This window comes from Halomonas sp. Ps84H-12 (genome assembly GCF_024124725.1).
Lineage (GTDB): Bacteria > Pseudomonadota > Gammaproteobacteria > Pseudomonadales > Halomonadaceae > Vreelandella > Vreelandella aquamarina.
In genome coordinates, this window is the sequence record NZ_JAMXSJ010000019.1 from 1 (window position 1) to 25,311 (window position 25,311).

Sequence of the window (25,311 nt, forward strand, 5' to 3'; positions counted from 1 at the left end):
TCGACTGGCCGCCGGAGAAGATCCTGGCGCTCTATCGCAAGCGGGGCAGCGCCGAAGCCCATATGGGCGAGGTGAAGTCGGCACTCGACGTGCACCTCTCGTCGACGGATCGCGGCGCCTCCACCGTTCAGGACGTGATGGCCCGCAACGAGGTGAGCCTGCTGCTCAGCCTCTACGCCTACCAGGTCCTGCATGGCCTGCGCTGCCTGCTGGAGCGGCAAACCCGACAAGGCTGGAGTCTGAGTCGGATGCGCGAGCAGGTGCTGAAGGTGGCCGCCACGCTGAGGCTGCACGCTCGGCGAATCACGGTTCATCTCGGAGCCGCTGCCGACAAGTGGTGGCCGACCTTGCTTAAGGGGCTGCCAAAGCTGACCGCACTGAGCTGACGCTCCTGCGAGACCACCACCGCATCAGAAAGCGAGCGACCGGAGCGGCGTTCGGCGATCACGGCTGCTTTGAAGGTCGAGATTAATTCCTGGAGGTTATAAATCGGCGAAAGAAACGCAGTGTTCGGGCATTACGAAGCAGGCGCTCACGCCGGAAATACGGACCCTTACGAGCAATGCCGATGGCACGTAGCTTCAGACTGCCCGATCAGAGCCCTCGTGAATGAGGCGGGGTTAGGTGCGAATGAGTGCTGGAGTAGGCATGTGGAATAGCCAGTGACAGAATGGCTTGGCGCAGGCAGTTGGCAATATTCATCGCCTCATTGGCATCTTTGCCAGGCAGTACACAGATAAAGCGGTGCGTAATAAAAGGTGAATAAGTGCTCAATGGCGAGCTCCAGCTCCTTGGCAAGATACTCCCCTGTGGCCCTCCCCGTCACAATCACATCAAGTAAGCCTGCGGATAAACGTGCCATGTTTTCCCGCTCAGTGGGCGCTCGCAACACGTTAATGCCTTTGCTCGCAACGTAATCTCCCACGGCATCCTCGCGGAAACTACCGACTTTCCATTCGTGTAACTCGCTAAGCTGCGTCAGCTCAAGCTGCCGTTCGGCGAGGCCAAAAGCAGACCATTCGTTAATTACAAGTGGCCCTACCCAGTGAAACTGCCGTTCTCTTTCAGCCGTACGGGTAGTGGAGTAGACGCAGTGATAGTCACGTAGCCTTGCTTCGGTGTAGGAACGTGCCCAGGGAAGTATCCGGAAGTTAGGTTTTGTACGCAAAGCCTTATCTGCTAATTTTACCTAGCAAAGTTAGAGTAACTTTGTATTTCTGTCACCTCTATTCTGTTAACGCTGTCTATAGCCGTGCGATGCGGCTAACTGATAGTCTTAGAACTCTTTTTAAGCGAGTGCTGATATGCCATCTGCAACTGCTACGCCTGCCTCGTCCCCCTACGCTACGCGGCGCGAAATTTTCGGCTGGGCAATGTTTGATTTTGCCAATCAAGCCTACACGCTCCTCATTATTACCGTGGTATTTGGTGAGCTATTTACCACGGTGATTGTCGGTGAGCGGAACGATGGCTACCGCTTAGCGAACTTTTTATGGAGCTTAGCTTTAGCGATCAGCTATTTAATGGTCGTGGTCAGTGCGCCATTATGTGGTGCCATTATGGATTACCGTGCTGAAAAGAAGAGATTTCTTCTGTTCAGCTACATGGTGACCGTGGCGACCACGGCCATGCTCTATTTTGTTGAACCTGGTTATGTAGTGCTAGGCCTCGTGTTGATCGTATTTTCCAACTACGCCTACTCCATGGGGGAGTCGTTTATTGCCGCTTTTCTGCCAGAGTTAGGGCCGCCGGATGCGCTGGGTAAAATTTCCGGCTTTGGTTGGGCATTGGGCTATATTGGCGGCCTATTGGCCGCAGGGTTTACGCTGATTGTGCTAGGAGAGGCAACGGCGGACAATTTTGAGCGTATTCGCTGGGTAGGGCCTTTTGCAGCAGGGTTCTTTTTAGTGGCGGCGATTCCCACTTTTTTATGGCTGAAAGAGCGCGGTGTACCTAAACCCCATGGCGTTTCTTATCGGCAAATTGCCCAGCAGCGGATTTTGGGTACTTTTCATGAGCTGCGCTACTTCAAAGACTTAAGCGTTTTCTTAGTGTCACTTCTATTTTCGATGGCAGGGGTTTACATCATTATCGCTTTTGCTTTTATCTACGGGGCCCAGGTGATTGGCTGGGATGAGAGTGTGCGCAATATCATGTTTATTATTGTGCAGGTCACCGCTGCTGCGGGAGCCATCGGATTTGGGTTTTTACAAGATAAACTGGGCGCTAAACACACTTATCAAATGACACTTGCTCTCTGGGTTGCGGCTATTGTCGCGATCTGGGCAACGCCGGCGTTAACCGAGTGGCTCAATCAGCAGTTTGGGTGGCAGTGGCAGGCACAGCACTTGTTTTTAGTGGTCGGCTGCTTAGCCGGGTTGAGTTTAGGCTCTAGCCAGTCGGCTAGCCGCGCGCTGGTGGGTGTCTTTTCACCGCTGGAAAAATCAGCGGAGTTTTTTGGCTTCTGGGGCTTGGCAAACAAACTGGCGGGGGTGCTGGGCATCGTCATGTTAGGGGTGTTGCAAACGCTGATTGGCCTTCAAGCGTCTATTCTTTTATGTGTTGGGCTATTTATTGCAGCGATGCTAATTTGCGTAGGCGTCAATGAGCGCCGTGGCCGTGAGGCGGCAGTGGCCTGGAAAAGTTCTTGATGCCGTGAGGTGAATAATGGCAAGACACAGGCCACAGCAGGGCGGCATTGTGATGATGCTGCTATTTTGGGTGCTGTTAATGGCGGTAGGAACGTGGTGGATTCAGGGCGGTCTTGACGACATGCTGCACCCTAATGTGAACATCATGAATACCTCCCCAGACAATGGCCCGGTAACACTAAAGCGTAACCGAGCGGGCCATTTTGAAGCACCGGGTCAGATCAACGGTGAGCCTGTGACGTTTTTGTTGGATACAGGCGCCACTTATGTAGCGGTGCCTAGTGAGCTAGCTAAAAGGCTAAGCTTAGCGCCAGGGCGTCGTGCTTGGTTTAACACCGCCAATGGCCGTGTCGAGGGTAATCTGACTCAGCTAGATGAAGTAGTGCTGGGCGGTATTCAGATGAACAACGTGCAGGGCTCTATCAGCCCCGGCATGGAGCGCGATACGGTGCTGCTTGGGATGAGCTTTTTAAACCAGCTAGCGATTGAGATTCGCGGCGGGGAGATGGTGCTGCGCTTGCCAGAGCCTTAGGGCGACTTGTGCGCACTGCAGTCATGTGCTTAGCTGAAGACTCATGGATGCCAACACGCTAAGGAGTTGCTATGGGTATTGAAGTCGGTGGTTTGCTCGGTCTTATTTGGCTCATCATTGTGGTATGGGCCATCGTTAAAGTGGCAAAAAGCTCGGCTAGCGGGCTTGCCAAATTGCTATGGATTATCGCGCTACTGGTGTTTCCCCTGGTGGGGTTGATTGCTTGGTTCCTGTTCGGCCCCAAGGGATAGCCATCTTAACCATGAAGGCGTATTAAAAAGGGGTTCTTCGTCACTTCATGTGGATTTGGCCTGATCGAACAGGCGGCCCACTGGGCTGCCAATCAGGTAGATCATGGCGATGAAGTTGGCCTCGTTCCGGTAGCCGCGTGCGCGTGACCGAGCCGCCTGGAACAGGCCGTTCATGCCTTCCAGGCGTGCGTTCGTCAGTCCCGAGAGCCACCGCCGGACCACCGCGTCGGCATGCCGCTCCAGCGTCGCCAGAGCCTTGCCCATCGGCTTCAACAGTGGCTTCTCGGCAACTGCCGCTTTCATGACCTTGAGGTAGTTCGTGATACGCCACCGAGCCGCCCGCGGCGTCGAGGCCTTCTGGATCCAGCGCAGCTTCTCCTTGATCACCCAGGCATCGGACGTGGCGCTCTGGTCAGCCACCAGTTCCTGGAGCGCCACCAGCTGCTTGGGCGTCAGGTTCTCGTTTTCCAGGCTCTTCAGCAGGGCCCAGCGCAGCGACTTGGGGTGTTCCTGCTCCCGGCGCTCCTTCTTGCGCACTTCGTCCAGCCGCTTGGTGAAGGTCTGCACGATATGGAACCAGTCGACCGTGACCTCGGCCTTGGGAAGATTCTCGGCCACGCCGCTCAGGAAGGCCTGTGACATGTCGCAGACGACCTCGACCACGTTGTCCGGATCGCCGCCATGGGCCGACAGGAAGGCGCTAAAGGCCTTGATGGCGTCTTTGCCGTGGCCTGGGACGGCGAAGATCACCGGCTCCTGCTTGCGCTGCATGTCGAGGAATACCGTCACGTAACGCTGGCCGCGCCGAGAGGCGGTTTCGTCGACGCCGACGGTGGCCACGTTGCTCAAATCCAGCTCCCCCAGCATGCGGCCGACGTAGTGGTGCACGATGCGCCACAGCCGCTTGTCGGAGATCTCCAGCTGCCGGGAGACGGCCAGTACCGGCATCTCCTTGACCAGCGACATGGCGGCTTGCTCGAACAGCAGGGTGAAGTCGCTGCCTGGCCGCGCCCAAGGCACCTCAATGCGCTTGACGCCATGTACGGGGCACTTAGTGCGAGGCACGCGGGCATGCAGGTAGCAGTGGTGCTGGAAGAAATTGAGGTGCCGCCAGGTCTTGTCGGCGAAGTCGTGAGCCGGGCAGGCCTTGCCGCACTCAGGACAGGGGTAGAGGCTGCCTCGCTCGGCCTCGACGTAGAGGTCCAGGCGATGGGGTGACACGGAGGTATCCAGGTGCTGGTCCTTGAGGATCCAGGGCGCTTCCAGGCCCAGGCCGAGGGTCAGAATCTGGGTGCCGTCCATGCCATGCCTCCTGTCGTCGTGGAGGTCATATCCTGGCCCAGCTCAGGGGGCGAATTCCACACCCAACGACGAAGAGCCTAAAAAGGCAGGCCTCGACAGGCCTGCCTTTTTCTTTATCTGCGCATCGTTAATCGAGCGAATCGTTGCTTTCGCTGGGCGGCGCTTTGTAGTGCCCGGGAATTTTTAACTTCTCTCCGTTGGGCAGGTCGCGCACTTGCGTTGGTACATAGACACGCTTAATGACACTTTTGGCTTTGCCATCTCCCATGGCGATCTCCTCCTGTCAGATTGTCGACAGTTTGCCACCTCACATTAGCGCTTGGTGGTGGAAGAATCAAGTTGCTCAAGACGCCCTCTAGCTAGGATGCATACGCAACGTTAATCAAGAGGCAGGCGTTTGCAAGGTTTTAAGGTATCCTGGAAGCTATCCACAACCTGCTTTTGCACAGGGTGAGCGGGTGATAATACAAACTGCCTAAGCGGAGTGAAGGAAAAGGATGGTAGATCATTTGGAACAGCAATTTCAAGCACTTGGGGCGCAGGAATCGGTAACTCCCGACTACCCTGACCAGGATCATGTGCTGATTATTGAAGATGATCAGCGCTTGGCCGAGCTCACCCGCGATTATCTGGAAGCAAACGGCTTTCAGGTGACGCTAGAAGCGGATGGTGCCAAAGGCGTAGATCGTATTTTAACGCTGCAGCCGGATCTAGTGATTTTGGATCTGATGCTACCCGGTGAAGATGGTTTGGCCATTTGCCGCCGCGTGCGGCCCAACTTTGCTGGCCCCATCATGATGCTGACTGCCCGCACTGATGACCTTGATCAAGTGCTCGGGCTAGAAATGGGCGCGGATGACTATGTGCCCAAACCGGTGCAGCCCCGCGTGCTGCTAGCCCGTATGCGTGCGCTTCTGCGTCGCGCGGATGCGCCAGCCCCCGATGGTGAAATGCGCCTTAAGTTTGAGAACCTGGAGATTGATAACGCCACGCGGGAAGCCTGGCTCTCCGGTGAGCGTATCGACCTGACCAGCGCAGAATTCGACCTGCTGTGGCTGCTAGCGCGTAATGCTGGCCGTGTGCTGACCCGCGAAGAGATTTTCAGCGACTTGCGAGGCATTAAATACGACGGCCAAGACCGCTCTATTGATGTGCGCGTATCGCGTATTCGCCCAAAAATTGGCGACGACCCTAACCAGCCGCACCGTATTAAAACCGTACGCAGTAAAGGCTATCTGTTTGTTAAAGACAGTTAAACAAGAGAGGTCGCCTAATGCGGCGAGTGCTTAGCCACGGCTCGTTTTTACGCTTCTACCTACTGCTGGGCCTAGCGCTGTGCGTGGTGTTTTTTATTGCGCTAGGGGGGCGTTCTTTTATAGAGCAGGTGCGCCGGGAAGATTATCGCGAACAGCTCGCCGCGCTGCCTATGTCATTAATGACACAGCAGCTTGCCAGCGTGCCCATAGATGAGCGTGAAACGCTGTTAGGCGATTTTTCCGAGCAGCTAGGCATGCAGCTGGTGCTGCGCGACATGAACGACGCCCAGTTAGGCTATTTCGAGCGGTCGCGAATTGAGCGGGGCGCGGTGTTAGTGGCAGAAGAGCCTTGGCAACTGCGCCAGCGGCTGCCCACGGCTAACACCAGCGGGGAGCTATGGGTGCTGGAAGCCACGTTTGATGCTTGGAGCGAGCGCCAGTGGCAGGGCAGCATGGTGTTGTTGGGGGAATGGCTGGCCGCCATGCCAGAGGAAGAGCGGCTAGCGGCGCTGGCCGAGCTACGCCCCGGCAGTTGGCCGTTGAGCCTGCTCAACGCACTTCCCGATGACTTGACCACCGAACAGCAGTTTCAGCTAACGCTCGGGGGTGTGATAACCCGGCTAGTGACAGACAAGCTATCGATTACGTTACTTTATCAATTGCCTAACGCCTCGGGAGGGGCCGACCAGTGGCTTCAGGCTGGGCCTATTTCCCGAGGCGATACGTTGCCGCTCAATTTGCACTTGCCGCTGCTCGTGGCGCTGATGGTCGTGCTAAGCCTGATCATTTATCTGATTATGCGCAGCATCGAGTCGCGCATGGCGCGGCTCGAGCTGGCGGCAACCCGTATTGCCAGTGGCCGGTTGGAAACCCGCGTCAAAGTGGAAAGCGGCGACTTTCTGGGGCGCTTGGGGATGGCCTTTAATGGCATGGCGAACCAAGTGCAGAGCCTGCTGCGGGGTCAGCAAGAGATGATTCGCGCTGTCTCCCACGAGCTACGCACTCCGGTGGCGCGTATCCGCTTTGCGGTACAGATGGTCGAGGACATGACCGACCAGCCTGCCATTCAGCGTCAGCTCCAGGGTATTGATGCAGATATTGCTGAATTGGATGAGTTAGTGGACGAAATTTTGACCTATGCGCGCCTAGGTGGCGAAACGGTCAATGTCGCAGAGCTGGAAATGGCGTTGGTGGAGTGTCGGTCTATGGCGGAGCGGGTGATTGATACGCTAGCACCGCTGCACAGCGGGCAGACCTTAACCCTGGCGCCGGGGCCTGACATTGAGCTGTTAGCGGAACCACGCTACCTGCAGCGGGCACTACAAAACTTGGTGGGCAATGCTTGCCGCTATGGTAAATCTCAAGTAGTGATTCGCCTGTGGGATGAGCCGTGCTTAGTGCGTATAGATGTAGAAGATGACGGCCCAGGCATTCCCTTCGATGCCCGAGCCGATATCTTCAAACCCTTTGCGCGCCTGGACGATAGCCGCGCCCGCAGTTCTGGTGGCTACGGCCTTGGTCTCTCGATTGTGCAAAAAATCATGGCAGGCCACGGTGGTAGCGTCACCGTAGATAGCAGCCCTGCGCTGGGCGGCGCACGCTTTACGCTGCTGATTCCTCGTCGCGATTCGCCGGTTTAATTCCTGACAGCACCGCAAAGGAGGTCTCCTTGGCGGTACGCAAAAAGTCCTGCATCCACGGCGCTTCCGCCGACTCCTCACGAATAGCGGCATAGAGCGTGCTCCAGATGCCGTGCTCGCCTAGCTTCACCGCGCTGACGTAGTCGCGCTCTAAATACTCCGTGAGCGCCCAGTTGGGCAGCGCACATACGCCGCGGCCACTGGCCACCAGCTGCATCATCATAATCGTCAGCTCTGCGGTGCGAATCTCTTTAGGGCGCACGTTGGCTGGGGCCAAAAATTGGGTGAAGACATCCAGGCGCGACTGCTCCACTGGGTAGGTGATCAGTGTCTCCTCGGCCAGCGCGCTAGGCTCAATATAGGGTTGGCCCGCAAAGCTGTGTTGCCGGGCAACCGCTAGCAGCCCCTCATAGCGAAACAGCGGCACGTAGTGAACGCCTTCCAGCGGCTGAGGGTCGGCGGTAATGACTAAATCCAGCTGCTCACGGGCCAAGGCAGGCAGCGGGTCGAAATGGTGCCCGCTGGGAATATCGATCTCCACTTCCGGCCAGTGGTCGCGGAAGTAATCCACCGTGGGCATGAGCCACTGAAAGCAGCTATGGCACTCGATGGCCATGTGGAGCCGCCCCTGCTCGGTGCCCGCTAATCGGGCCAGGTCCCGCTCCGCTTTGCGAACTTCCGGCAAAATCTCATCGGCCAGCGCCAGTAGCCGAAGCCCTGCCCGCGTGAATTCTACCGGACGGGTCTTGCGCACAAACAGCGCGCTATCCACGCGACTTTCTAGATCTTTCAATTGGTGTGAGAGGGCCGACTGCGTTAAGTGCACCCGCTCAGCGGCTTCTACCAGCGAGCCAGTTTCGCGTAGGGCCAGCAGCGTGCGCAGATGGCGTAATTCAATCATTGTGAGTGTTTTTCATGTTTGATATTAAAATCTTTAGTTTGATTCACGTTTATGCGGCACTCAAACTGTGTGAAATCATTCACGTTGGAAGGAATCATCATGACAGTTTCTCATATTCTCGGCTATCCCCGCATTGGCGCTCAGCGCGAACTGAAAAAAGTCACTGAAGCTTACTGGAAGGGCGACGTTAGCCGTGACGAACTAGAAGCCGCTGGCCAAGCGCTACGGCTTGCCCACTGGCAAACCCAGCAAGCCGCGGGCTTGGATATGGTCAGCGTGGGTGATTTCGCATTTTATGACCAAGTGCTAAACGTTTCCGTAATGCTGGGCGCGGTGCCTAGCCGCTTTCAAGCCCAAGACGAGGTAAACGCAGGCCACGTCGACCTGGACACCGCCTTTCGCATGGCCCGTGGCCGCGCGCCAAGCGGTACCCCGGCGGCCGCCTGCGAGATGACTAAATATTTTGATACCAATTACCACTACCTAGTGCCTGAGCTTCATCCAGGGCAGACATTTACCTTAGCCTCTACGCGGCTGTTTGACGAGGTAGATGAAGCTCTAAAAGCGGGCTTTACGCCCAAAGTGACGCTGACTGGGCCGCTGACGTGGCTTTGGCTGGGTAAGACCAAGGGCAGTGATTTTAACCGTCTCGAATTGCTCGATAGCGTATTGGATGTATATAGCGAGACGCTTTCTCGTCTAGCGACTCAGGGCATTGAGTGGGTACAGCTCGACGAGCCCGCGCTGGTACAAGATTTGCCACTGGCCTGGCAGCAGGCCTACGAGCGTGCTTACCATCGTCTGCAGTCCGCTCCGCTGAAGCTACTGGTCGCTACCTACTTCGGCGCGCTGGGTGACAATCTTTCGCTCACCACGCGGCTACCGGTAGAGGGGCTGCACATCGATGCCGTGCGTGCCCCCGAGCAGGTGGAGAGCGTGATCGATCGGTTAAGCCTGCACCAGGTGCTCTCGGTAGGTTTAGTGGATGGCCGAAATATCTGGCGGGCCGATTTGGCGGCACTGCGTGAGCGCTTACTGCCGCTGAAAGTGCGACTGGGACAGCGGCTGTGGCTCGCGCCTAGCTGCTCGCTGCTTCACGTGCCGGTCGATCTGCGTCAAGAGGCCGAGCTGGACGCCGAGCTGGTGACTTGGCTGGCGTTTGCTCGCCAGAAGCTGGATGAAGTGGTCACGCTGGCGCGACTGATTGATAACCGCGCCACGCCGGAAGACGAGCAGCGTTTGAGCGAGGCAACCCGCGCCTTGGATGCGCGCCGGGAATCGACGCGTATCCACCAACCCGCTGTGAGCGAGCGTTTGGCCGCCGTCACGCCACAAGACAGCCAGCGTCAGTCGCCCTATTCACAGCGTGTGCAGGCCCAGCGCAGGCTGCTGGCACTGCCGCTGTTTCCCACCACCACGATTGGCTCGTTCCCGCAGACGGATGCCATTCGTGCCGCTCGTCGGGCGTTCAAAGCGGGGGAACTCAGTCAGACGAACTACGAAGCGCGGATGCGCGAAGAGATCGCCTACGCGGTGGAACGCCAGGAAGCGCTTGGCTTGGACGTACTGGTGCACGGCGAAGCCGAACGGAACGACATGGTGGAGTACTTTGGCGAGCAGCTCGGCGGTTTTGCGTTTACCCGCTTTGGCTGGGTGCAGAGCTACGGCTCCCGCTGTGTGAAGCCACCGATCATCTTTGGCGACGTGACGCGCCCTGCTCCGATGACCGTACGCTGGAGCGAGTATGCCCAATCGCTAACCCAAAAGCCGATGAAAGGCATGCTCACCGGGCCGGTGACGATCTTGCAGTGGTCGTTCGTGCGTGATGACCAGCCCCGCGCTACTACCTGCCGTCAGATCGCCCTGGCACTGCGCGACGAAGTGTGTGACCTGGAAAAAGCGGGTATCCATGTGATTCAAATTGACGAGCCAGCGCTGCGGGAGGGGCTGCCGTTGCGCCAGAGCGAGTGGCAGCGCTATTTGGATTGGGCTGTTGAGAGCTTCCAGCTAAGCGCGGCAGGCGTGGCCGACAGCACTCAGATTCATACCCATATGTGCTATTCAGAGTTCAACGACATCATTGGCGCCATTGCCGCGCTGGATGCCGATGTGATCACCATCGAGACGTCGCGCTCAGATATGCAGCTGCTGGATGCGTTTCAGGACTTTGCCTACCCCAATGAAATTGGGCCGGGCGTCTACGATATCCACACGCCAAATATTCCCGAGGTGGAGTGGATGGTGGCACTGATGGAGAAAGCGCTGGAGAAAATCCCGGCCGAACGTCTATGGGTCAACCCGGATTGCGGATTGAAAACCCGTGGATGGGCCGAGGTAGAGCCTGCCCTGGCCAATATGGTGGAGGCCGCTGAGCAGCTGCGTCAGCGCTACGCTTAAGCCAGGTGGGTTGCTCGGCTGCTATTAACCCCGCTACTAAGTGCAGCGGGGTTTTTGCATTAGCTCTTAGAGGCGTAGGCGTACAGCAGGGTTTCCTGAGCGCTGATCGCGTCGCCGCTGCCGGGGTCCTGTAGCTGGTAGCTGCCGTCGCTTTGCAGTAGCCAGCTCTGGCAGTTATCCACCAGGTAGGTCTCCAGGTCTTTGCGAACGCGGGTGGCGAGTTTCTTATCCAGCAGCGGGAAGCAGGTCTCTACCCTGTGGAACATATTGCGCGACATAAAATCCGCGCTGGAGCACCAGGTTTCTGGCTTGCCGTCGTTATGGAAGTGGAACACCCGGGTGTGCTCAAGGAAGCGGCCAATGATCGAGCGTACGCGAATATTGTCGGATACGCCGGGGATGCCCGGCTTCAGGCAGCACATGCCGCGAATGATCAGATCGCACTCCACGCCCGCTTGAGAGGCGCGATATAGCGCTTTGATCAGCTTGGGTTCGGTCAGCGAGTTGCACTTGATGATGATATGGCCGCGTTTTCCTTTACGTGCCACCTGGGCTTCCCGATCAATCATCTCGACTAAGCGCTCGTGCAGCGTAAAAGGCGCATGTAGCAGCGTATCAATCTTGCGTGCCCTGCCCATGCCCGAGAGCTGCTGAAAGACTTTATGCACATCCGCGCATAGGGCTGTGTTGGCGGTCAGCAGGCTGTAATCGGTGTAGAGCTTGGCAGTTTTGGAGTGATAGTTGCCGGTGCCCAGGTGCGCGTAGTGGCGCAGCTCACCTTTTTCTCGGCGCACGATATGCAGCATCTTGGCGTGGGTCTTGTAAGCCATAATGCCGTAAATCACGATCGCGCCTGCTTCTTGCAAACGTGACGCTAGCTGCAGGTTATCCGCCTCGTCGAAGCGCGCCCGCAGCTCAATCACCACCGTCACCTCTTTACCCTGACTAGCAGCGTCGACCAGCGCGCTGACGATGGGGGAGTCTGAGCCGGTGCGGTAAAGCGTTTGCTTGATGGCCAGCACATCCGGGTCCCGGGCGGCTTCCCGCAGCAAATCCTCAATGGGAGAGAAGGACTGGAAGGGGTGGTGCAGCAATATATCACTTTTAGCAATGGCACTAAACAGACTGCCGCCTTTCAGCGCTTTGGGCACGCTGGGGGCAAACGGGCGGTAGAGCAGCTCGGGGCGGTCCACATCGCCCAGCACTGCCATCATGCGGGTCAGGTTTACGGGCCCCTGAACGCGATAAAGATCACCGCTCTCCAAGTCAAACTGGCGCAGTAGGAAGTTGGTCAAATCGTCCGGGCAGTTGTCGGCGACTTCCAAACGCACGCCGCTGCCGTAGCGCCGGGCCAGCAGCTCCCCACGCAGGGCCGAGGCAAGATCGGATACCTCTTCAGGATCAACGGTCATGTCCGCGTTGCGGGTCAGGCGGAACTGGTAACAGCCCCGCACGCGCATGCCGGGGAAAAGCTCCTCGGCGTGGGCGTGGATCATCGACGATAAGAACACATACTCGGAAAAACCTTCCGCGCACAGCTCTTTAGGCAGTGCCATCAGGCGCGGCAGCGAGCGCGGCGCGGGCAGAATCGCCATGCCGCCCGCTCGGCCAAAGGCATCTTTGCCTTCAAGTTCGACAATAAAGTTGAGGCTCTTATTCACCAGCCGTGGGAACGGGTGTGATGGGTCCAGGCCAATGGGGCTAATCACCGGCATGATTTCGTTATCGAAGAAATCCCGCACCCAGGCTTTTTGCTCGTCTGTCCACTGGTCGCGGCGGCGAAAGCGTAGCCCCTGGGCTTCCAGCGCAGGCAGCAAAGTATCATTGAGAATCTCGTACTGACGGGCAATCTGTTGGTGAGCAATCTCGGAAATCTCAGCCAGCACGGCTTTGGGCAGGCGGCCATCAGCAGCGGGGGTGTCATCGCCCAAGGCCATTTGATGTTTTAATCCCGCCACACGAATCTCGAAAAACTCATCCATGTTGGAGGAGAAAATCAGCAGGAACATTAGCCGGTTGAGCAGTGGGTGCGCATCGTCTAACGCCTGCTCTAATACACGAATATTAAACTGTAGGTGAGAAAGCTCGCGGTTAAAGTAGAGCTGCGGATCGTCAAGGTCAGCTTCAGTATGTGACTCTTTTGCTTGAACCCCGGTGGGTGTGCGGTTAATACGCAGCGGTGCAATATCGGCTTCGCCGCTCATTTGCTCATTGGGCGGTACTGGTAATGCTGGCGTGGAATCTATAGCGTTGTCGTCCATGGTTGCCCCCCGCGGTAGTGGCTCGTACTCATCATAGCGTTTTAATGTTTATTAGGGTGAGTATGCAGGGGGAAGATGACAAATAGGTGTCACCGATTTGTCATCTTAATGGCATAAATGACGGTTAACGCTGCAGCAGGCGAGCGGCCTCTAGGGCAAAGTAGGTCAAGATGCCGTCGGCCCCAGCGCGCTTAAAGCACATCAGCGACTCCAGAATCACTGGCTCCGCTTCTAGCCAGCCGTTATCGAACGCTGCACGGTGCATGGCGTACTCACCGCTGACCTGGTAGGCAAAGGTAGGCACTTGGAACTCGCTTTTCACTCGGCGTACCATATCCAGGTAGGGCATGCCCGGTTTGACCATGACCATGTCGGCACCTTCGGCAATGTCCATGGCCACTTCGTGCAGCGCTTCATCGCTGTTGGCAGGGTCCATCTGATAGGTACGCTTGTCCGCTTTGCCCAGATTGGCGGCTGAGCCGACCGCATCGCGGAAGGGGCCGTAATAGTGGGAAGCATACTTGGCGCTGTAGGCCATAATGCGCACGTTATGCAGATGCTCCTGCTCCAGCACTTGGCGAATGGCACCAATGCGGCCATCCATCATATCGGAAGGGGCCACTACATCGGCGCCTGCTTCCGCGTGGGAGAGCGCTTGTTTGAGTAACGTGTCGACGGTGCGGTCGTTTTGAACGTAGCCGTGCTCATCCAGAATACCGTCCTGGCCGTGACTGGTGTAAGGGTCCAGCGCCACATCGGTAATGATTCCCAGCTCCGGCAGTGCTTCTTTGAGTGCACGAACGCTGCGCTGCACTAGTCCGCTGGCGTTATAGGCCTCTTCGGCCAGTTCGCTTTTCTGCTCAGGGCCAATCACCGGGAACAGCGCCAGTGCGGGAATACCCAGCGCATAGGCTTCGCGGGCCTGCTCAATCAGCAGATCAATCGAGAGGCGCTCGACGCCGGGCATGGAGGCCACCGCTTCACGCTGATTTTCACCTTCCAGAACAAATACCGGCAGGATAAGGTCGTTGGGCGTTAGCGTCGACTCTTGCATCAAGCGGCGAGAAAAATCGTCCCGGCGCATGCGGCGCATTCGGGTGGCGGGGAAGTGGCGTGGGGTTGAAGTAGTCAACGGCTCTCTCCAGGCAATCGCAATGTGGGTGCCCCGTTCAGGGCTTGGTGTGAGTATATCAGGCATGCCATGCAGCGAAAGCCGCCTTGTGGCGGCAATAGAGACTGACTAAAGTGAGCCATTCAGCCACAGAGATGACTTGGACAAGGAGATAGGTATGACGAAGCAGGTAGCAATCGTATTGGCGGGTTGTGGCGTGTTTGATGGCTCGGAAATTTACGAGACCACCCTGACGCTGTTACGCCTTGACCAGCTGGGGATCGGTTATCGCTGCTTTGCCCCGGATGTGGCTCAGCACCATGTGATTAATCACCTAGACCAAGCGCCGGTAGAGGGCGAAACCCGCAATGTGCTGCAGGAGTCTGCCCGTTTGGCCCGTGGTGATATTAGCCCGATTACCGAGCTTGATTCTGATGAGTTCGATGCAGTGATCGTGCCGGGTGGTTTTGGGGTGGCTAAAAACCTCTCTGATTTCGCCATGCAGAGCGACAGCATGCAGGTATTGGAGAGCGTCAAAGAGGCGTTAGCCGGATTTAAAGAGGATGCCAAGCCCATCGGTTTAATGTGCATTGCCCCGGTGATGGTTCCGCGCCTGTTGGGCGATGGCATTGCGGTCACCATTGGGCATGATCCGGGCGTCGCCGGGGCCATTAGCGCGATGGGTGGCCTGCATCGCAGCTGTGGCGTAGAAGAGATTGTGGTGGATCATGAGCATCGTGTAGTGACAACGCCAGCGTATATGCTCGCTACGCGTATCAGTGAAGCCGCTACCGGTATTTTTAAGCTGGTAGACCGCATTGATGAAATGATGGGCTAAGTGTCAGCGCTTAGTAGGGGAAAAGCCTCTGTCATCCTGGGATGACAGAGGCTTTTTAGTACCGGGCACGCAGAGAGCTTACGACTCCTGATCTTCGGCGTCTGCTTCTGCGCGGCGCTTGCGGACCAAGCGGCCAAAGAGCAAACCAACCTCATATAAAAGATACATAGGGATCGCTAGCAGGCTTTGGGATATGACATCCGGCGGTGTCAGTAGCATACCCACCACAAAGCAGCCTAAAACAATGTAAGGTCGCTTTTTGGAGAGACTCTCAACGGTTGTGGCACCAGATAAAATCAGCAGGAAGGTGGCAATGGGAATCTCAAAGGCCACCCCAAACGCAAAGAACAGCTTCAGTACAAAGTTGAGGTACTGGTTGATGTCGGTCATTACCGCAACGTTTTCCGGGCCGGTTTGGGTGAAAAACTCAAACAGCAACGGAAACACCACGTAGTAAGCAAAGGCCGCACCGGCATAAAACAACGCCACGCTGGATACTAAAATCGGTATGGCCAACATTTTTTCGTTGTCGTAAAGCCCTGGCGCGACGAAGGCCCAGGCCTGATGCAGCACAAAGGGGATAGCAATAAAGACCGCCACCACCAGGGTGAGCTTGAACGGCGCTAAGAAGGGAGAAGCCACCTCGGTGGCAATCATCTGTGAGCCTTCTGGGAGCAGCGACATCAGTGGGTCGGCCACAAAACTGTAGATGTCGTTCGCAAACGCGTAAAGCCCCAGAAACACCACCAGAATTACCACAATGGCCTTCATCAAGCGCGAACGCAGTTCGATGAGATGCTCAATGAGAGGCGCTTGGCTTTGGTCGTTATGCGGCTCCGGGGAATCGCCAGACATACTCATTGGTGGTTGCTATCCTTTTGATGATCGGCCTTGTCAGTGGGGGCTGGGGTATCTTCACGCACCGTTTGCAGCGCGTCGTCTAGCCGGGCACTGGCGCTTGCTACTCGCTGCTCGGTCGCTTGCTGATTAGCGGTCGCATTGCTGCTGGGCGAGGGAGACTCGGCAATGCTCTCCACGTCCTGCTTGGCTTTCTTCAAGCTATCGTCGAGCTTCTTCTGCTGCTCGTTCAGCTTTTGCCGCAGCTCTTCCGCTTCCAGTTGGGCGCTGATCTCACGCTGCATGCCGGATACCGTACGCTTGATCTTGCCGATCCATAGCCCTGCCGTGCGTGCCGCTTTGGGCAGCCGTTCAGGGCCGAGCACCAGTAGCGCCACGATGCCAATGAGCATGAGTTCAAGAAAGCCGATATCCAGCATGGCTTATTTGCGCTCTTCGTTACGGTCAGCAGCAGCGCGTTTCTCTTCCGCCTGTACGTCGTAGGTATTGCCGGCTTCTTCGTGGCTCACTTTCGCTTGAGGCTGGTCGGCGTCTTTCTTATCGCCCTCTTTTTCCTCTTCGTGCATGGCTTTCTTAAAGCCCTTCACTGCACCGCCAAGGTCGGTGCCCACGTTACGCAGTTTTTTAGTGCCGAAAATCAGGATGATAATGCCCAGAACAATCAGCAACTGCCAAATACTGATACCACCTAACATATGCATTTCCTCATTGGAGCAGGGTTAACGTTATGATCGGGACGCTTTTTCGTCGTGACCAGAAATACCGAACCGCCGGGCGAGTTCATCAAGTACTCGCTGATGGTCAAGATCCAGATGCGACAGCATGACAAGGCTATGAAACCACAGGTCGGCCGTTTCGGCGATCAACGCTTCACGGTCCTGTTCGCTGCCGTGCTCGGCGTCTTTGGCTGCCAGCAGCGTTTCGGTGGCTTCTTCGCCGACTTTTTCGAGTATCGTGTTCAAACCCTTATGATGCAAGGAGGCAACATAAGAATCTTCTGGATTAGCGTGGCGGCGCTGCTTTAAAACCTCAGCAAGGGCGTCAAGCACAGGAACATGGTTAGCGTCGGTCATGGTGTTCTCTTTATCAATCGGCGGCGTCGTTTCGTCAAGTGATTGCATCGTATCAGTGCCAGAGCAGCAGTATTAAGCCGGCACCGGCAGCCGCGAGTATCGGCCAATCCTGAGTGGCAGCCCAACTACTGAGTGGCTGCCAAGCCAGCGCAATAGCGACGAGGGCCAAGCCAATGCGCAGCCGATGCTGGCGCTTACCTTGCTGACTCATTTGACGGCGCATCTGGCTGATCGCCGTCACCTGCTGATGGCGCTGACGGTGCTCATGCTCCATGCGGCTAAGCGCCTGATGAGCAAGCACCGGTAGTTCGGGCAGTTGATGAGAAAGCTCCGGCGCTTGGCGCTTGAGGGACTCCCACAACCCACCAATGCCTGCCCGCTCTTTCATCCACTTTTCTAGGTAGGGCTTGGCGGTGCTCCATAAGTCCAGCTCTGGATAGAGCTGGCGGCCCAGGCCTTCAATATTGAGTAGCGTCTTTTGCAGCAGCACCAATTGGGGCTGCACTTCCATATTAAAACGCCGAGCGGTCTGGAAAAGCCCGAGCAGCACCTGTCCAAAAGAGATGTCCTTGAGCGGCTTCTCTAAAATGGGCTCGCAAACTGTGCGGATAGCGGCGGCAAATTCGTTGGCGCGGGTGTTTTCACCTACCCAGCCCGATTCAATGTGCAGCGCAGCGACCTCGTAGTAATCCTGATGGAAAAATGCCAGCAGGTTACGGGCAAGGTAGTCCTGATCTTCCCGGGTGAGGCTGCCGACAATGCCGCAGTCGATCGCAATATATTGCGGGTCTTCCGGGTCATCGCAGTTCACAAAGATGTTGCCGGGGTGCATATCCGCATGGAAGAAGTTATCGCGGAACACCTGGGTGAAGAAAATTTCCACCCCGCGCTCGGCGAGCTTCTTCAAATTTGTGCCCCGTGCGATCAGGGTGTCCAAATCGGCGACCGGCACGCCGCGAATGCGCTCCTGCACCATGACGTGGCGTCGAGTGTAGGGCCAGTAAATGGTCGGCACAAACAGCAGCGGTGAGTCTTTGAAATTACGCTTGAGCTGCGAGGTATTGGCGGCCTCCTTGTAGAGGTCCAGCTCGTCGAACAGTGTCGCCTCGTAATCGCGGATTACTTCGACAGGGCGTAAGCGCCTAGCTTCCGGCACTTTGGAAAGCAGTTTGGCGACCTGATACATCAAGCCCATGTCTTGACGCATGATGCGGTCAATGCTGGGGCGGATGATCTTGACCACCACGTCTTCGCCGCTGTGAAGTGTAGCGGCGTGGACTTGGGCAATTGATGCCGATGCCAATGGCACGCGATCAAAGGCGGCAAAGGCTTCTGCCAGCGTCATCTCCAGCTCGTTTTCTACCCGCGCGGCGGCTAGTTCGCCAGGGAAGGGCGGCACCTGATCCTGTAGGCGCTTCAGCTCGTCGGCGATATCTTCGGGCAGCAAGTCCCGGCGGGTAGAGAGCATTTGACCAAATTTAATAAAAATCGGCCCCAGCGCCTCTAGCGCCAAACGCAAACGCTCGCCGCGGCTACGCTGGCCCAGGGGCACTAGCTGCAGCGGCGACAGCTTCAGCAGCAAGCGCATCCATAGCGGTAGGCGTTCAGCGGGAATCAAAGTGTCTAAACGGTGCCGCGTGACGACCCAGACAATTTTAAACAGCCGCAGGCTCATCCGCGCTGCTCCTTAGGCGTTGATGGTTCCGCTGGCTGCGTGAGTCGCTTATGGAGACGGTTAAGTCGCGCTTCCAGACGGTCGGTGGCGATCTCAAGCTCGGTCAGGTGGTCGCGGAGCACGTCGCGCTGTTGGCGGCCGGGAAGCAGGCGAGCTTCCTCAAACACGTACTCCGATACGTCCTGCAGCAGCTCGTCTTTGGCACGCAGTCCCCAGCGGGCCGCACGTCGAATACCTTCCGCCAGTGAGTGAGCAGGCATATCGCCTAGCCAGTGCGCCAGCTCGCTCTCCCAATCAATATCCAGATCGAACAGCAGATCGCGGGTTGCTTCCAATAGGTGGATACGCCCGCGTACGGCCAGTTTCCCGTCGAACATCAGCCGCTCAATGGAAGCGCCGCTCAGCCATTCGGAGAGCGTTTCAGGCGTCAGTTCCACCACGGCATCAACGTCGGTCTCTTCCACCTCATCGCCATGTTGCAGATCAACGCCTGTCGCGTGGTAGCACAGAAGAAGCGCCAAATGAGGTTTCTCAAGCCGAACCAGCAGTCGACTGCCCGCTAGCGCCGCCAGCCGCGCAGGTGCGGCTGGATCGCGGGCAAGTAGAGCATTTAACGTGCGTTCACATCCGGCCAGCAGCAGGGTCGGGGTGATTAGCATGCTGACCTCTGGTGCCAGAGGATGATTGCTTGATGCTGCTGTGTCATAACTTGATGCCGCGGTGAAGGGCGACGATACCGCCGGTCAGGTTGGTGTACTCGACCCGCTCAAGGCCCGCGGCTTCCATCATGCCTTTCAGGGTTTCTTGATCCGGATGCATGCGAATTGATTCGGCTAAGTAGCGATAGCTTTCGCCGTCACCCGCCACCAGCTCGCCCATTTTGGGCAGCAGGCGGAAAGAGTACTCATCGTAGGCCTTGGAGAGCAGCGGGTTGTTGGGCTTGGAGAACTCCAGCACCAGCAGGCGGCCGCCTGGCTTGAGTACCCGTGCCATAGAACGCAGCGCGGCATCTTTATCGGTGACGTTACGCAAGCCGAAGGCAATGGTAATACAGTCGAAGCTGTTATCCGGGAAGGGTAGGCACTCGGCGTTGGCTTGAACGTACTCCACGTTGCCACCTACGCCGTTATCCATCAGCTTGTCGCGGCCAACGCGTAACATGGAGGCATTGATGTCGGCCAAAACGACTTTGCCACGCGGGCCAACTAAGCGGGAGAACTTTAGGGTGAGATCGCCCGTGCCGCCAGCGATGTCCAGCACATGGTGCCCTGGGCGAACGCCTGCACGCTCAATGGTGAGTCGTTTCCAGATCCGGTGAATGCCCATGGACATCAGGTCGTTCATCACGTCATAGCGGGCGGCCACTGAGTGGAATACATCGGCCACGCGAGAGGCTTTCTCGTCGACCGGCACTTCTTGGTAGCCGAAATGGGTAGTGCGTTTTTCGGTGGGGCTCATGGGGCTTTAGCTCCCGAGTTCGAGGCGGTAGTTGTCGACCGTTAGGTCATCGCAATAAGTAGTTGGCAACATTGTAGCCTTCCCGACCCCGGCTTGTCTGCGCTTCACCTGGGGCACCGCGTCACAGCTGCTTGAATTGAATGCCCGCAGGCTCGCGGGAGGCCCCTGCCTCTTCCAAGCGTTTGAGATAGTTCTGCCAATAGGCATCTTGATGTGTGGCAAGGTCAAACAGGTAGTTCCAGCTAAACAAGCCGCTGTCGTGACCGTCATCAAAGTGCAGTTTGAGCGCGTAGTTACCGGCCTGGGTAATATTTTGCAGGCCGACTTCCTTTTTACCGACTTGCAGAACGGCCGTGTCACCGCCGTGGCCGCGCACTTCAGCTGAAGGGGAGTAAACCCTTAAAAATTCAACGGGTAGTCGATAGGTGTCACCGTTGGCATAGCCAAGCTCCAGCTCGCGAGCCTGCTTATGGTAGTGAACCCGTGTGGGTGTCGGGGCGTTCATAAATACGGGAACCTCGTGACGATAAGTAGCAAAAGCAGCCTGCCCGCAAAGCGGACAAGCTGCCGGTGGCTATACCGATACTAGCGCTTACAGAATATAGCGCGACAGGTCTTCGTCGACCGCCAGTTCGCCTAGCTGAGCGTTGACGTAGTCAGCGTCGATCACCAAGGGGCTATCCATATCACCACCCTTGAACGATGCCTCTTCCAATAGGCGCTCTAGCACAGTGTGCAGGCGGCGAGCACCGATATTCTCGGTGCCTTCGTTCACTTGCCAGGAGATTTCGGCAATACGCTCAATACCGTCCGGGGTGAACTCAAGGTCTAGCCCTTCGGTCGCCAGCAGCGCTTGGTACTGCTTGGTCAGTGAGGCAGAAGGCTCGGTGAGAATCCGCTTGAAGTCGCCCGGCGTTAGCGCATCCAGCTCAACGCGAATCGGCAGGCGGCCCTGCAGTTCCGGAATGAGGTCTGAAGGGCGCGACAGGTGGAAAGCACCGGAAGCGATGAACAGAATGTGGTCGGTTTTGACCATGCCGTACTTGGTCGACACCGTCGAGCCTTCAATCAGCGGCAGCAGGTCACGCTGCACACCTTCCCGGGACACTTCGCCCCCGCTTGACTGGCCGCTGCCCTTGGCGACCTTGTCGATCTCGTCCAGGAACACGATGCCGTGCTGCTCGACGGCTTCCACGGCGCGGGCTTTGATCTCTTCTTCGTTGACCAGTTTGCCGGCCTCTTCATCACGTAGTAGCACCAGCGCTTCTTTCACGGTCACCCGGCGCTGCTCACGCTTCTGCTGGCCCATGTTGGAGAACAGGCTCTGCAGTTGGCTGGTCATCTCTTCCATACCCGGAGGGGTCATGATGTCGATGCCTTGGCCGTGGGAGGAGATCTCAATATCGATCTCTTTATCGTCAAGCTGGCCTTCACGCAGCTTTTTGCGGAAGGTCTGGCGGGTGCTGCTATCTTCGCGGGGCTTATCTTCCTGGCCTCGGGGCGGCGGCAGCAGGGCGTCGAGTACACGGTCTTCAGCGGCGTCTGCGGCGCGGTGGCTAACTTCTTCTTTGGCATACTCGCGGACCATCTTGATCGCCGCTTCCATCAGGTCGCGGATAATCGACTCGACGTCGCGGCCCACGTAGCCCACTTCGGTGAACTTGGTGGCTTCTACCTTGATAAACGGCGCACGGGCCAGCTTCGCCAACCGGCGGGCAATTTCGGTTTTACCCACGCCGGTGGGGCCAATCATCAGAATGTTTTTCGGCGTAACTTCCGGGCGCAGCTCGTCGTCGAGCTGCATACGACGCCAGCGGTTACGCAGGGCAATAGCCACTGCGCGCTTGGCATCTTGCTGGCCGATAATGTACTGATCCAGCGCATGGACGATTTCGCGGGGTGTCATCTGGGTCATTAAAGTGGCCTCAACGTTCGTTGATGTTCAGCTCTTCGAGCGTCACGTGGTGATTGGTGAATACGCAGATGTCACCAGCGATGGCGAGGGATTTTTCGGTAATCTCGCGAGCGGACAGCTCAGTATTTTCGAGCAGTGCGCGGGCGCTGGCCTGGGCAAAGTTGCCGCCTGAGCCAATCGCAATAATGCCGCGCTCTGGCTCAACCACATCGCCGTTACCGGTAATAATCAGCGAGGCGCTGTGGTCGGCCACGGCCAACAGGGCTTCTAAGCGGCGCAGCGCGCGGTCGGTGCGCCAATCTTTGGCAAGCTCAACTGCTGCCTTGGTTAAATGGCCCTGATACTTTTCAAGCTGCGCTTCAAAACGCTCAAATAGGGTAAACGCATCAGCGGTGCCACCGGCGAAACCGGCCAGCACTTTGCCACGGTAAAGGCGGCGTACTTTGCTGGCATTGCCTTTCATCACGGTGTTGCCAAGCGAGACTTGGCCGTCGCCTGCGAGGGCTACTTGGTTACCGCGGCGAACGGAAACAATTGTGGTCATGGAGATAACTCCTTGGGGGAGACGCGCTCCCGATGACTGATCGGCCGCCAGGGCGGCCGTATAAAAAGCGATTCCCAACAAAATGCGGGCGGCTGATAAAAAATCAACCGCCCGCAAGCGAAAGCCATCAGATAAAGCGTGCCTGGCGCAGCTCAGCACGCTGTTAGTTAGTTCTGTAGCTGTATCAGCAGCGGCTCAATGCCTTGTGTGCTCATTAAGTCCTGAGCGCGGTTGAGCTCGCGGGTGTCGTCGTAGGGGCCAACCTGAACCCGATGCCAGGTATCACCGTTGGCCTGCACTTCGCTGATCTGCGCTAGCAGGCTTAGGTTACGCAAACGACTGCGCAGCTGTTCGGCATCGCCAATCTCACGAAACGAAGCGGCTTGCAGCATATAGCGGCTGGGCGTGCTATTGCTGGCCGCGGGTGCCTGCTGAGCGGCAGCGGCCTGCTCGTTGGGGCGCGTGTTGGCGGCAATCACCTGAGCAATGGGGTCGTCAGCAGGCGTGCTGGTGGCGGTTTCTGTGCTATCGGTTGACGTGTCGGTTGCCGTATCGCTTGCGTCAGCATCACTGGCCGCTACGGTCGGGGGCGTGATGGTCGAGGGAATCGCCCCGCCGGGGGCGATGACTTCGGTTTCAGGCAGCAGCGTGTAGAACTCGAACGTAGGCATGGAGGGCTCGGTGGGCGTTTCGGTTTGCCGCGCTGCGCTGCGCTCATCGCTACCCGCGGGTTTTGGCAGTACCGTCGCCTGAGGAACCTCCTGCTGATCTTGCCAGGGAGCAGTGCCGTGCTGGTGCTGGGCGAGGAAAAAACCAGCGGCGACCCCGACAATCCCCCACAGCCAGCCGGGAATGCGTAGCCCGCCCCCAGAGCGGCGGGCGGACTTACGCTGCGACGTGGCTCCACGGCGGGTGGGCTTAGTGCGCGGGCTGGCCATGAACTACATCTCCTCGGGTGCGCTAACACCCATAAGGTCCAGACCATTGCGCAGCACTTGGCGGGTTGCTAGGCCCAGGGCTAGGCGAGTGTTGCGCAGCGTGTCGTCGTCGACCATCACTTTGACCGCGTTATAGCAGGTGTGGAAGTCACCGGCTAAATCCAGTAGGTACTGGGCAACCTGCTGAGGCTCGCGGCTTTTCGCAGCGTGCTCAACCACTTCTGGGTAGCGAGCCAAGCGGTTAAGAACGGCTTTTTCCTGGTCGCTATCCAGTAGCGCTAAATTGGCCATGGCGACGCTGTGGTCAAACGGTTGGCCTGCCTCTTCGGCTTTGCGCAACATGCTGCACACCCGCGCGTGGGCATACTGAATGTAATACACCGGGTTGTCGTTGGACTGCGACCGGGCGAGGTCGATGTCAAAGGTCAACTGAGAGTCCGCGCGCCGTGCCGCCAGGAAGAAGCGCGTGGCGTCGCGGCCTACTTCATCAATCAAATCGCGGATGGTGACATAGCTGCCTGCGCGTTTGGACAGTTTTACCTCAACGCCTGAGCGGGTCACCATGACCATTTGGTGCAGCACGTAATCGGGCCAGCCCTGTGGGATACCCACTTCCAGCGCCTGTAGGCCTGCGCGTACGCGCGTGACGGTGGAGTGGTGGTCAGCCCCCTGCTCGTTGATCACGGTTTTAAAACCGCGCTGCCATTTGTTCAGGTGGTAGGCGACGTCGGGTAGGAAGTAGGTGTAGCCCCCTTCGCGCTTGCGCATCACACGGTCTTTGTCATCACCGAAGTCGGTGGTACGCAGCCACATGGCGCCGTCTTTTTCATAGGTGTGGCCGTTGGCGACCAGTTTTTCGACGGTGGCCTCGACCTTGCCATCCTCGTAGAGCGAGGACTCCAGGAAGTAAACGTCAAACTCGACGCCAAAGGCTTTGAGGTCTAGATCCTGCTCGCGGCGCAGCCAGGCAACGGCAAAGGCTTGAATGGCATCTAAATCATCCGCATCCGCTTTAGCCGTTACTTCGCGGTCATCGGCGGTGACCGTTTTGCCCGCCATATAGTCGTTGGCGACATCCACGATGTACTCGCCGCGATAGCCATCTTCCGGCCAGCTGGCATCGTCGGGGCCGAGGCCTTTAGCACGAGCCTGAACGGAAAGTGCTAAGTTCTTAATCTGAGCACCCGCGTCGTTGTAGTAGAACTCGCGGGTCACGTCGTAGCCCGTGGCTTCCAGCAGTCGGCAAAGGCTGTCGCCAATCGCCGCACCTCGGCCGTGGCCTACGTGGAGCGGGCCAGTGGGGTTGGCAGAGACAAACTCCACCTGCACTTTCTCGCCTTTACCGATTAGGCTGCGGCCAAAAGCATCGCCGCTATCCAGCACCTGAGCAACGATTTGTGCAGCGGCGTCCGCGGCGGCAAAGAAGTTGATAAACCCAGGACCCGCAATCTCAGTTTTTTGAATGGCATCGCTGGCGGGTAGGGCGGCGACGAGGGTATCGGCCAGCTCGCGTGGCTTCATGCCGGAAGGCTTGGCCAACATCAGTGCGAGGTTGGTGGCGTAGTCGCCGTGGGCCTTGTCTTTGGTAGGGTCCACTTTGATCGTGGGCGTTAAGTCGTTGGGCAGCACGCCTTGGTGCTTAAGCGCGTCAACCGCGCCTTCGAGCAGAGAAATAATCGTATCTTTCATGTAAATATCCGGATGTCGTCG

25 protein-coding genes and 1 pseudogene are annotated in these 25,311 nt (G+C 57.5%); 8 read left to right on the forward strand and 18 right to left on the reverse strand.

Going from position 1 to position 25,311, the window contains the following annotated elements; all coding sequences use genetic code 11:
* On the forward strand, nucleotides 1–386 hold a 386-nt coding region (locus NH344_RS10490; RefSeq protein WP_253027886.1), incomplete at its 5' end, for a transposase.
* Nucleotides 387–706: 320 nt separating this feature from the next.
* On the opposite strand, the pseudogene NH344_RS10495 reads toward NH344_RS10490, so the two are convergent.
* Nucleotides 707–1,171 (reverse strand): annotated as a pseudogene (locus NH344_RS10495) (ABC transporter substrate-binding protein); the annotation flags it as partial.
* A gap of 133 nt (nucleotides 1,172–1,304) precedes the next feature.
* On the opposite strand from NH344_RS10495, the gene NH344_RS10500 reads away from it, so the two are divergent.
* The 3 genes from NH344_RS10500 to NH344_RS10510 all read left to right on the forward strand — a co-directional run bounded on the left by NH344_RS10500 (nucleotide 1,305) and on the right by NH344_RS10510 (nucleotide 3,434).
* Entirely contained in the window at nucleotides 1,305–2,651 is a 1,347-nt protein-coding gene (locus NH344_RS10500; RefSeq protein WP_044630477.1) for an MFS transporter, read from the forward strand.
* Nucleotides 2,652–2,667: 16 nt separating this feature from the next.
* Nucleotides 2,668–3,183 carry a TIGR02281 family clan AA aspartic protease gene (locus NH344_RS10505; RefSeq protein WP_054641533.1) on the forward strand — a complete coding sequence of 172 codons (516 nt, stop codon included), beginning with the start codon at nucleotides 2,668–2,670 and terminating at the stop codon, nucleotides 3,181–3,183.
* Nucleotides 3,184–3,254: 71 nt separating this feature from the next.
* On the forward strand, nucleotides 3,255–3,434 hold the full coding sequence (locus NH344_RS10510) for a PLDc N-terminal domain-containing protein (protein ID WP_044630479.1): 180 nt from the start codon (nucleotides 3,255–3,257) through the stop codon (nucleotides 3,432–3,434).
* Nucleotides 3,435–3,479: 45 nt separating this feature from the next.
* Here the strand turns inward: NH344_RS10510 and NH344_RS10515 are convergent, their stop codons facing one another.
* Together NH344_RS10515 and NH344_RS10520 are read right to left on the reverse strand one after the other, a co-directional pair.
* Nucleotides 3,480–4,736: an ISL3 family transposase gene (locus NH344_RS10515; protein ID WP_230835156.1), complete on the reverse strand. Its 1,257-nt coding sequence runs from the start codon at nucleotides 4,734–4,736 to the stop codon at nucleotides 3,480–3,482.
* Nucleotides 4,737–4,863: 127 nt separating this feature from the next.
* Nucleotides 4,864–5,004, reverse strand: coding sequence for a hypothetical protein (locus NH344_RS10520; protein ID WP_162835828.1), 141 nt, complete (start codon nucleotides 5,002–5,004; stop codon nucleotides 4,864–4,866).
* A gap of 229 nt (nucleotides 5,005–5,233) precedes the next feature.
* Here NH344_RS10520 and NH344_RS10525 point away from each other — a divergent pair, with 229 nt between their 5' ends.
* Nucleotides 5,234–5,992 (forward strand): winged helix-turn-helix domain-containing protein, encoded by a 759-nt coding sequence (locus NH344_RS10525; protein WP_044630480.1) that lies wholly within the window; start codon nucleotides 5,234–5,236, stop codon nucleotides 5,990–5,992.
* Nucleotides 5,993–6,009: 17 nt separating this feature from the next.
* Nucleotides 6,010–7,632: an ATP-binding protein gene (locus NH344_RS10530; RefSeq protein WP_253027887.1), complete on the forward strand. Its 1,623-nt coding sequence runs from the start codon at nucleotides 6,010–6,012 to the stop codon at nucleotides 7,630–7,632.
* Here NH344_RS10530 and NH344_RS10535 read toward each other — a convergent pair.
* The gene (locus NH344_RS10535; protein WP_058577124.1) at nucleotides 7,595–8,533 is read right to left on the reverse strand and encodes a LysR family transcriptional regulator; all 939 of its coding nucleotides are present in this window, start codon (nucleotides 8,531–8,533) and stop codon (nucleotides 7,595–7,597) included. The two genes, NH344_RS10530 and NH344_RS10535, sit on opposite strands and share 38 nt — an antisense overlap.
* Before the next feature lie 99 nt (nucleotides 8,534–8,632).
* Between NH344_RS10535 and metE the strand changes: the two genes are divergently transcribed.
* A complete protein-coding gene (metE, locus tag NH344_RS10540; protein ID WP_253027888.1) occupies nucleotides 8,633–10,930 on the forward strand; it encodes a 5-methyltetrahydropteroyltriglutamate--homocysteine S-methyltransferase in 2,298 nt (765 codons plus the stop codon).
* Nucleotides 10,931–10,989: 59 nt separating this feature from the next.
* On the opposite strand, the gene ppk1 is transcribed toward metE, so the two are convergent.
* A complete protein-coding gene (gene ppk1 / locus NH344_RS10545; protein WP_253027889.1) occupies nucleotides 10,990–13,191 on the reverse strand; it encodes a polyphosphate kinase 1 in 2,202 nt (733 codons plus the stop codon).
* 124 nt (nucleotides 13,192–13,315) lie between these two features.
* On the reverse strand, nucleotides 13,316–14,323 hold the full coding sequence (gene hemB / locus NH344_RS10550) for a porphobilinogen synthase (protein WP_253027890.1): 1,008 nt from the start codon (nucleotides 14,321–14,323) through the stop codon (nucleotides 13,316–13,318).
* 157 nt (nucleotides 14,324–14,480) lie between these two features.
* On the opposite strand from hemB, the gene elbB reads away from it, so the two are divergent.
* Nucleotides 14,481–15,140 carry an isoprenoid biosynthesis glyoxalase ElbB gene (gene elbB / locus NH344_RS10555; protein ID WP_044630486.1) on the forward strand — a complete coding sequence of 220 codons (660 nt, stop codon included), beginning with the start codon at nucleotides 14,481–14,483 and terminating at the stop codon, nucleotides 15,138–15,140.
* 78 nt (nucleotides 15,141–15,218) lie between these two features.
* On the opposite strand, the gene tatC is transcribed toward elbB, so the two are convergent.
* The 12 genes from tatC to argS form a co-directional block, all read right to left on the reverse strand.
* A complete protein-coding gene (tatC, locus tag NH344_RS10560) occupies nucleotides 15,219–16,001 on the reverse strand; it encodes a twin-arginine translocase subunit TatC (RefSeq protein WP_062361953.1) in 783 nt (260 codons plus the stop codon).
* Nucleotides 15,998–16,417, reverse strand: a complete 420-nt coding sequence (gene tatB / locus NH344_RS10565; RefSeq protein WP_054641529.1) for a Sec-independent protein translocase protein TatB — start codon at nucleotides 16,415–16,417, stop codon at nucleotides 15,998–16,000. Before tatB ends, tatC begins: the two co-directional genes overlap by 4 nt.
* A gap of 3 nt (nucleotides 16,418–16,420) precedes the next feature.
* Entirely contained in the window at nucleotides 16,421–16,693 is a 273-nt protein-coding gene (gene tatA / locus NH344_RS10570; protein WP_044630489.1) for a Sec-independent protein translocase subunit TatA, read from the reverse strand.
* Between the two features lie 30 nt (nucleotides 16,694–16,723).
* Entirely contained in the window at nucleotides 16,724–17,071 is a 348-nt protein-coding gene (locus NH344_RS10575; protein WP_044630500.1) for a phosphoribosyl-ATP diphosphatase, read from the reverse strand.
* A 52-nt stretch (nucleotides 17,072–17,123) separates the two neighbouring features.
* Nucleotides 17,124–18,746, reverse strand: coding sequence for a ubiquinone biosynthesis regulatory protein kinase UbiB (gene ubiB / locus NH344_RS10580; protein WP_044630490.1), 1,623 nt, complete (start codon nucleotides 18,744–18,746; stop codon nucleotides 17,124–17,126).
* Nucleotides 18,743–19,405: an SCP2 sterol-binding domain-containing protein gene (locus NH344_RS10585; RefSeq protein WP_253027891.1), complete on the reverse strand. Its 663-nt coding sequence runs from the start codon at nucleotides 19,403–19,405 to the stop codon at nucleotides 18,743–18,745. Before NH344_RS10585 ends, ubiB begins: the two co-directional genes overlap by 4 nt.
* A 43-nt stretch (nucleotides 19,406–19,448) precedes the next feature.
* The gene (gene ubiE, locus NH344_RS10590) at nucleotides 19,449–20,204 is read right to left on the reverse strand and encodes a bifunctional demethylmenaquinone methyltransferase/2-methoxy-6-polyprenyl-1,4-benzoquinol methylase UbiE (protein ID WP_044630492.1); all 756 of its coding nucleotides are present in this window, start codon (nucleotides 20,202–20,204) and stop codon (nucleotides 19,449–19,451) included.
* A 121-nt stretch (nucleotides 20,205–20,325) separates the two neighbouring features.
* Nucleotides 20,326–20,709, reverse strand: coding sequence for a DUF971 domain-containing protein (locus NH344_RS10595; protein ID WP_044630493.1), 384 nt, complete (start codon nucleotides 20,707–20,709; stop codon nucleotides 20,326–20,328).
* 87 nt (nucleotides 20,710–20,796) lie between these two features.
* Complete coding sequence (gene hslU, locus NH344_RS10600) at nucleotides 20,797–22,119, reverse strand: ATP-dependent protease ATPase subunit HslU (RefSeq protein ID WP_062374819.1); 1,323 nt, start codon at nucleotides 22,117–22,119, stop codon at nucleotides 20,797–20,799.
* A gap of 10 nt (nucleotides 22,120–22,129) precedes the next feature.
* The gene (gene hslV / locus NH344_RS10605) at nucleotides 22,130–22,663 is read right to left on the reverse strand and encodes an ATP-dependent protease subunit HslV (protein ID WP_044630495.1); all 534 of its coding nucleotides are present in this window, start codon (nucleotides 22,661–22,663) and stop codon (nucleotides 22,130–22,132) included.
* A gap of 167 nt (nucleotides 22,664–22,830) precedes the next feature.
* On the reverse strand, nucleotides 22,831–23,601 hold the full coding sequence (locus tag NH344_RS10610; protein WP_172514868.1) for an SPOR domain-containing protein: 771 nt from the start codon (nucleotides 23,599–23,601) through the stop codon (nucleotides 22,831–22,833).
* A gap of 3 nt (nucleotides 23,602–23,604) precedes the next feature.
* The gene (argS, locus tag NH344_RS10615) at nucleotides 23,605–25,290 is read right to left on the reverse strand and encodes an arginine--tRNA ligase (RefSeq protein ID WP_253027892.1); all 1,686 of its coding nucleotides are present in this window, start codon (nucleotides 25,288–25,290) and stop codon (nucleotides 23,605–23,607) included.
* Nucleotides 25,291–25,311 lie beyond the last annotated feature (21 nt).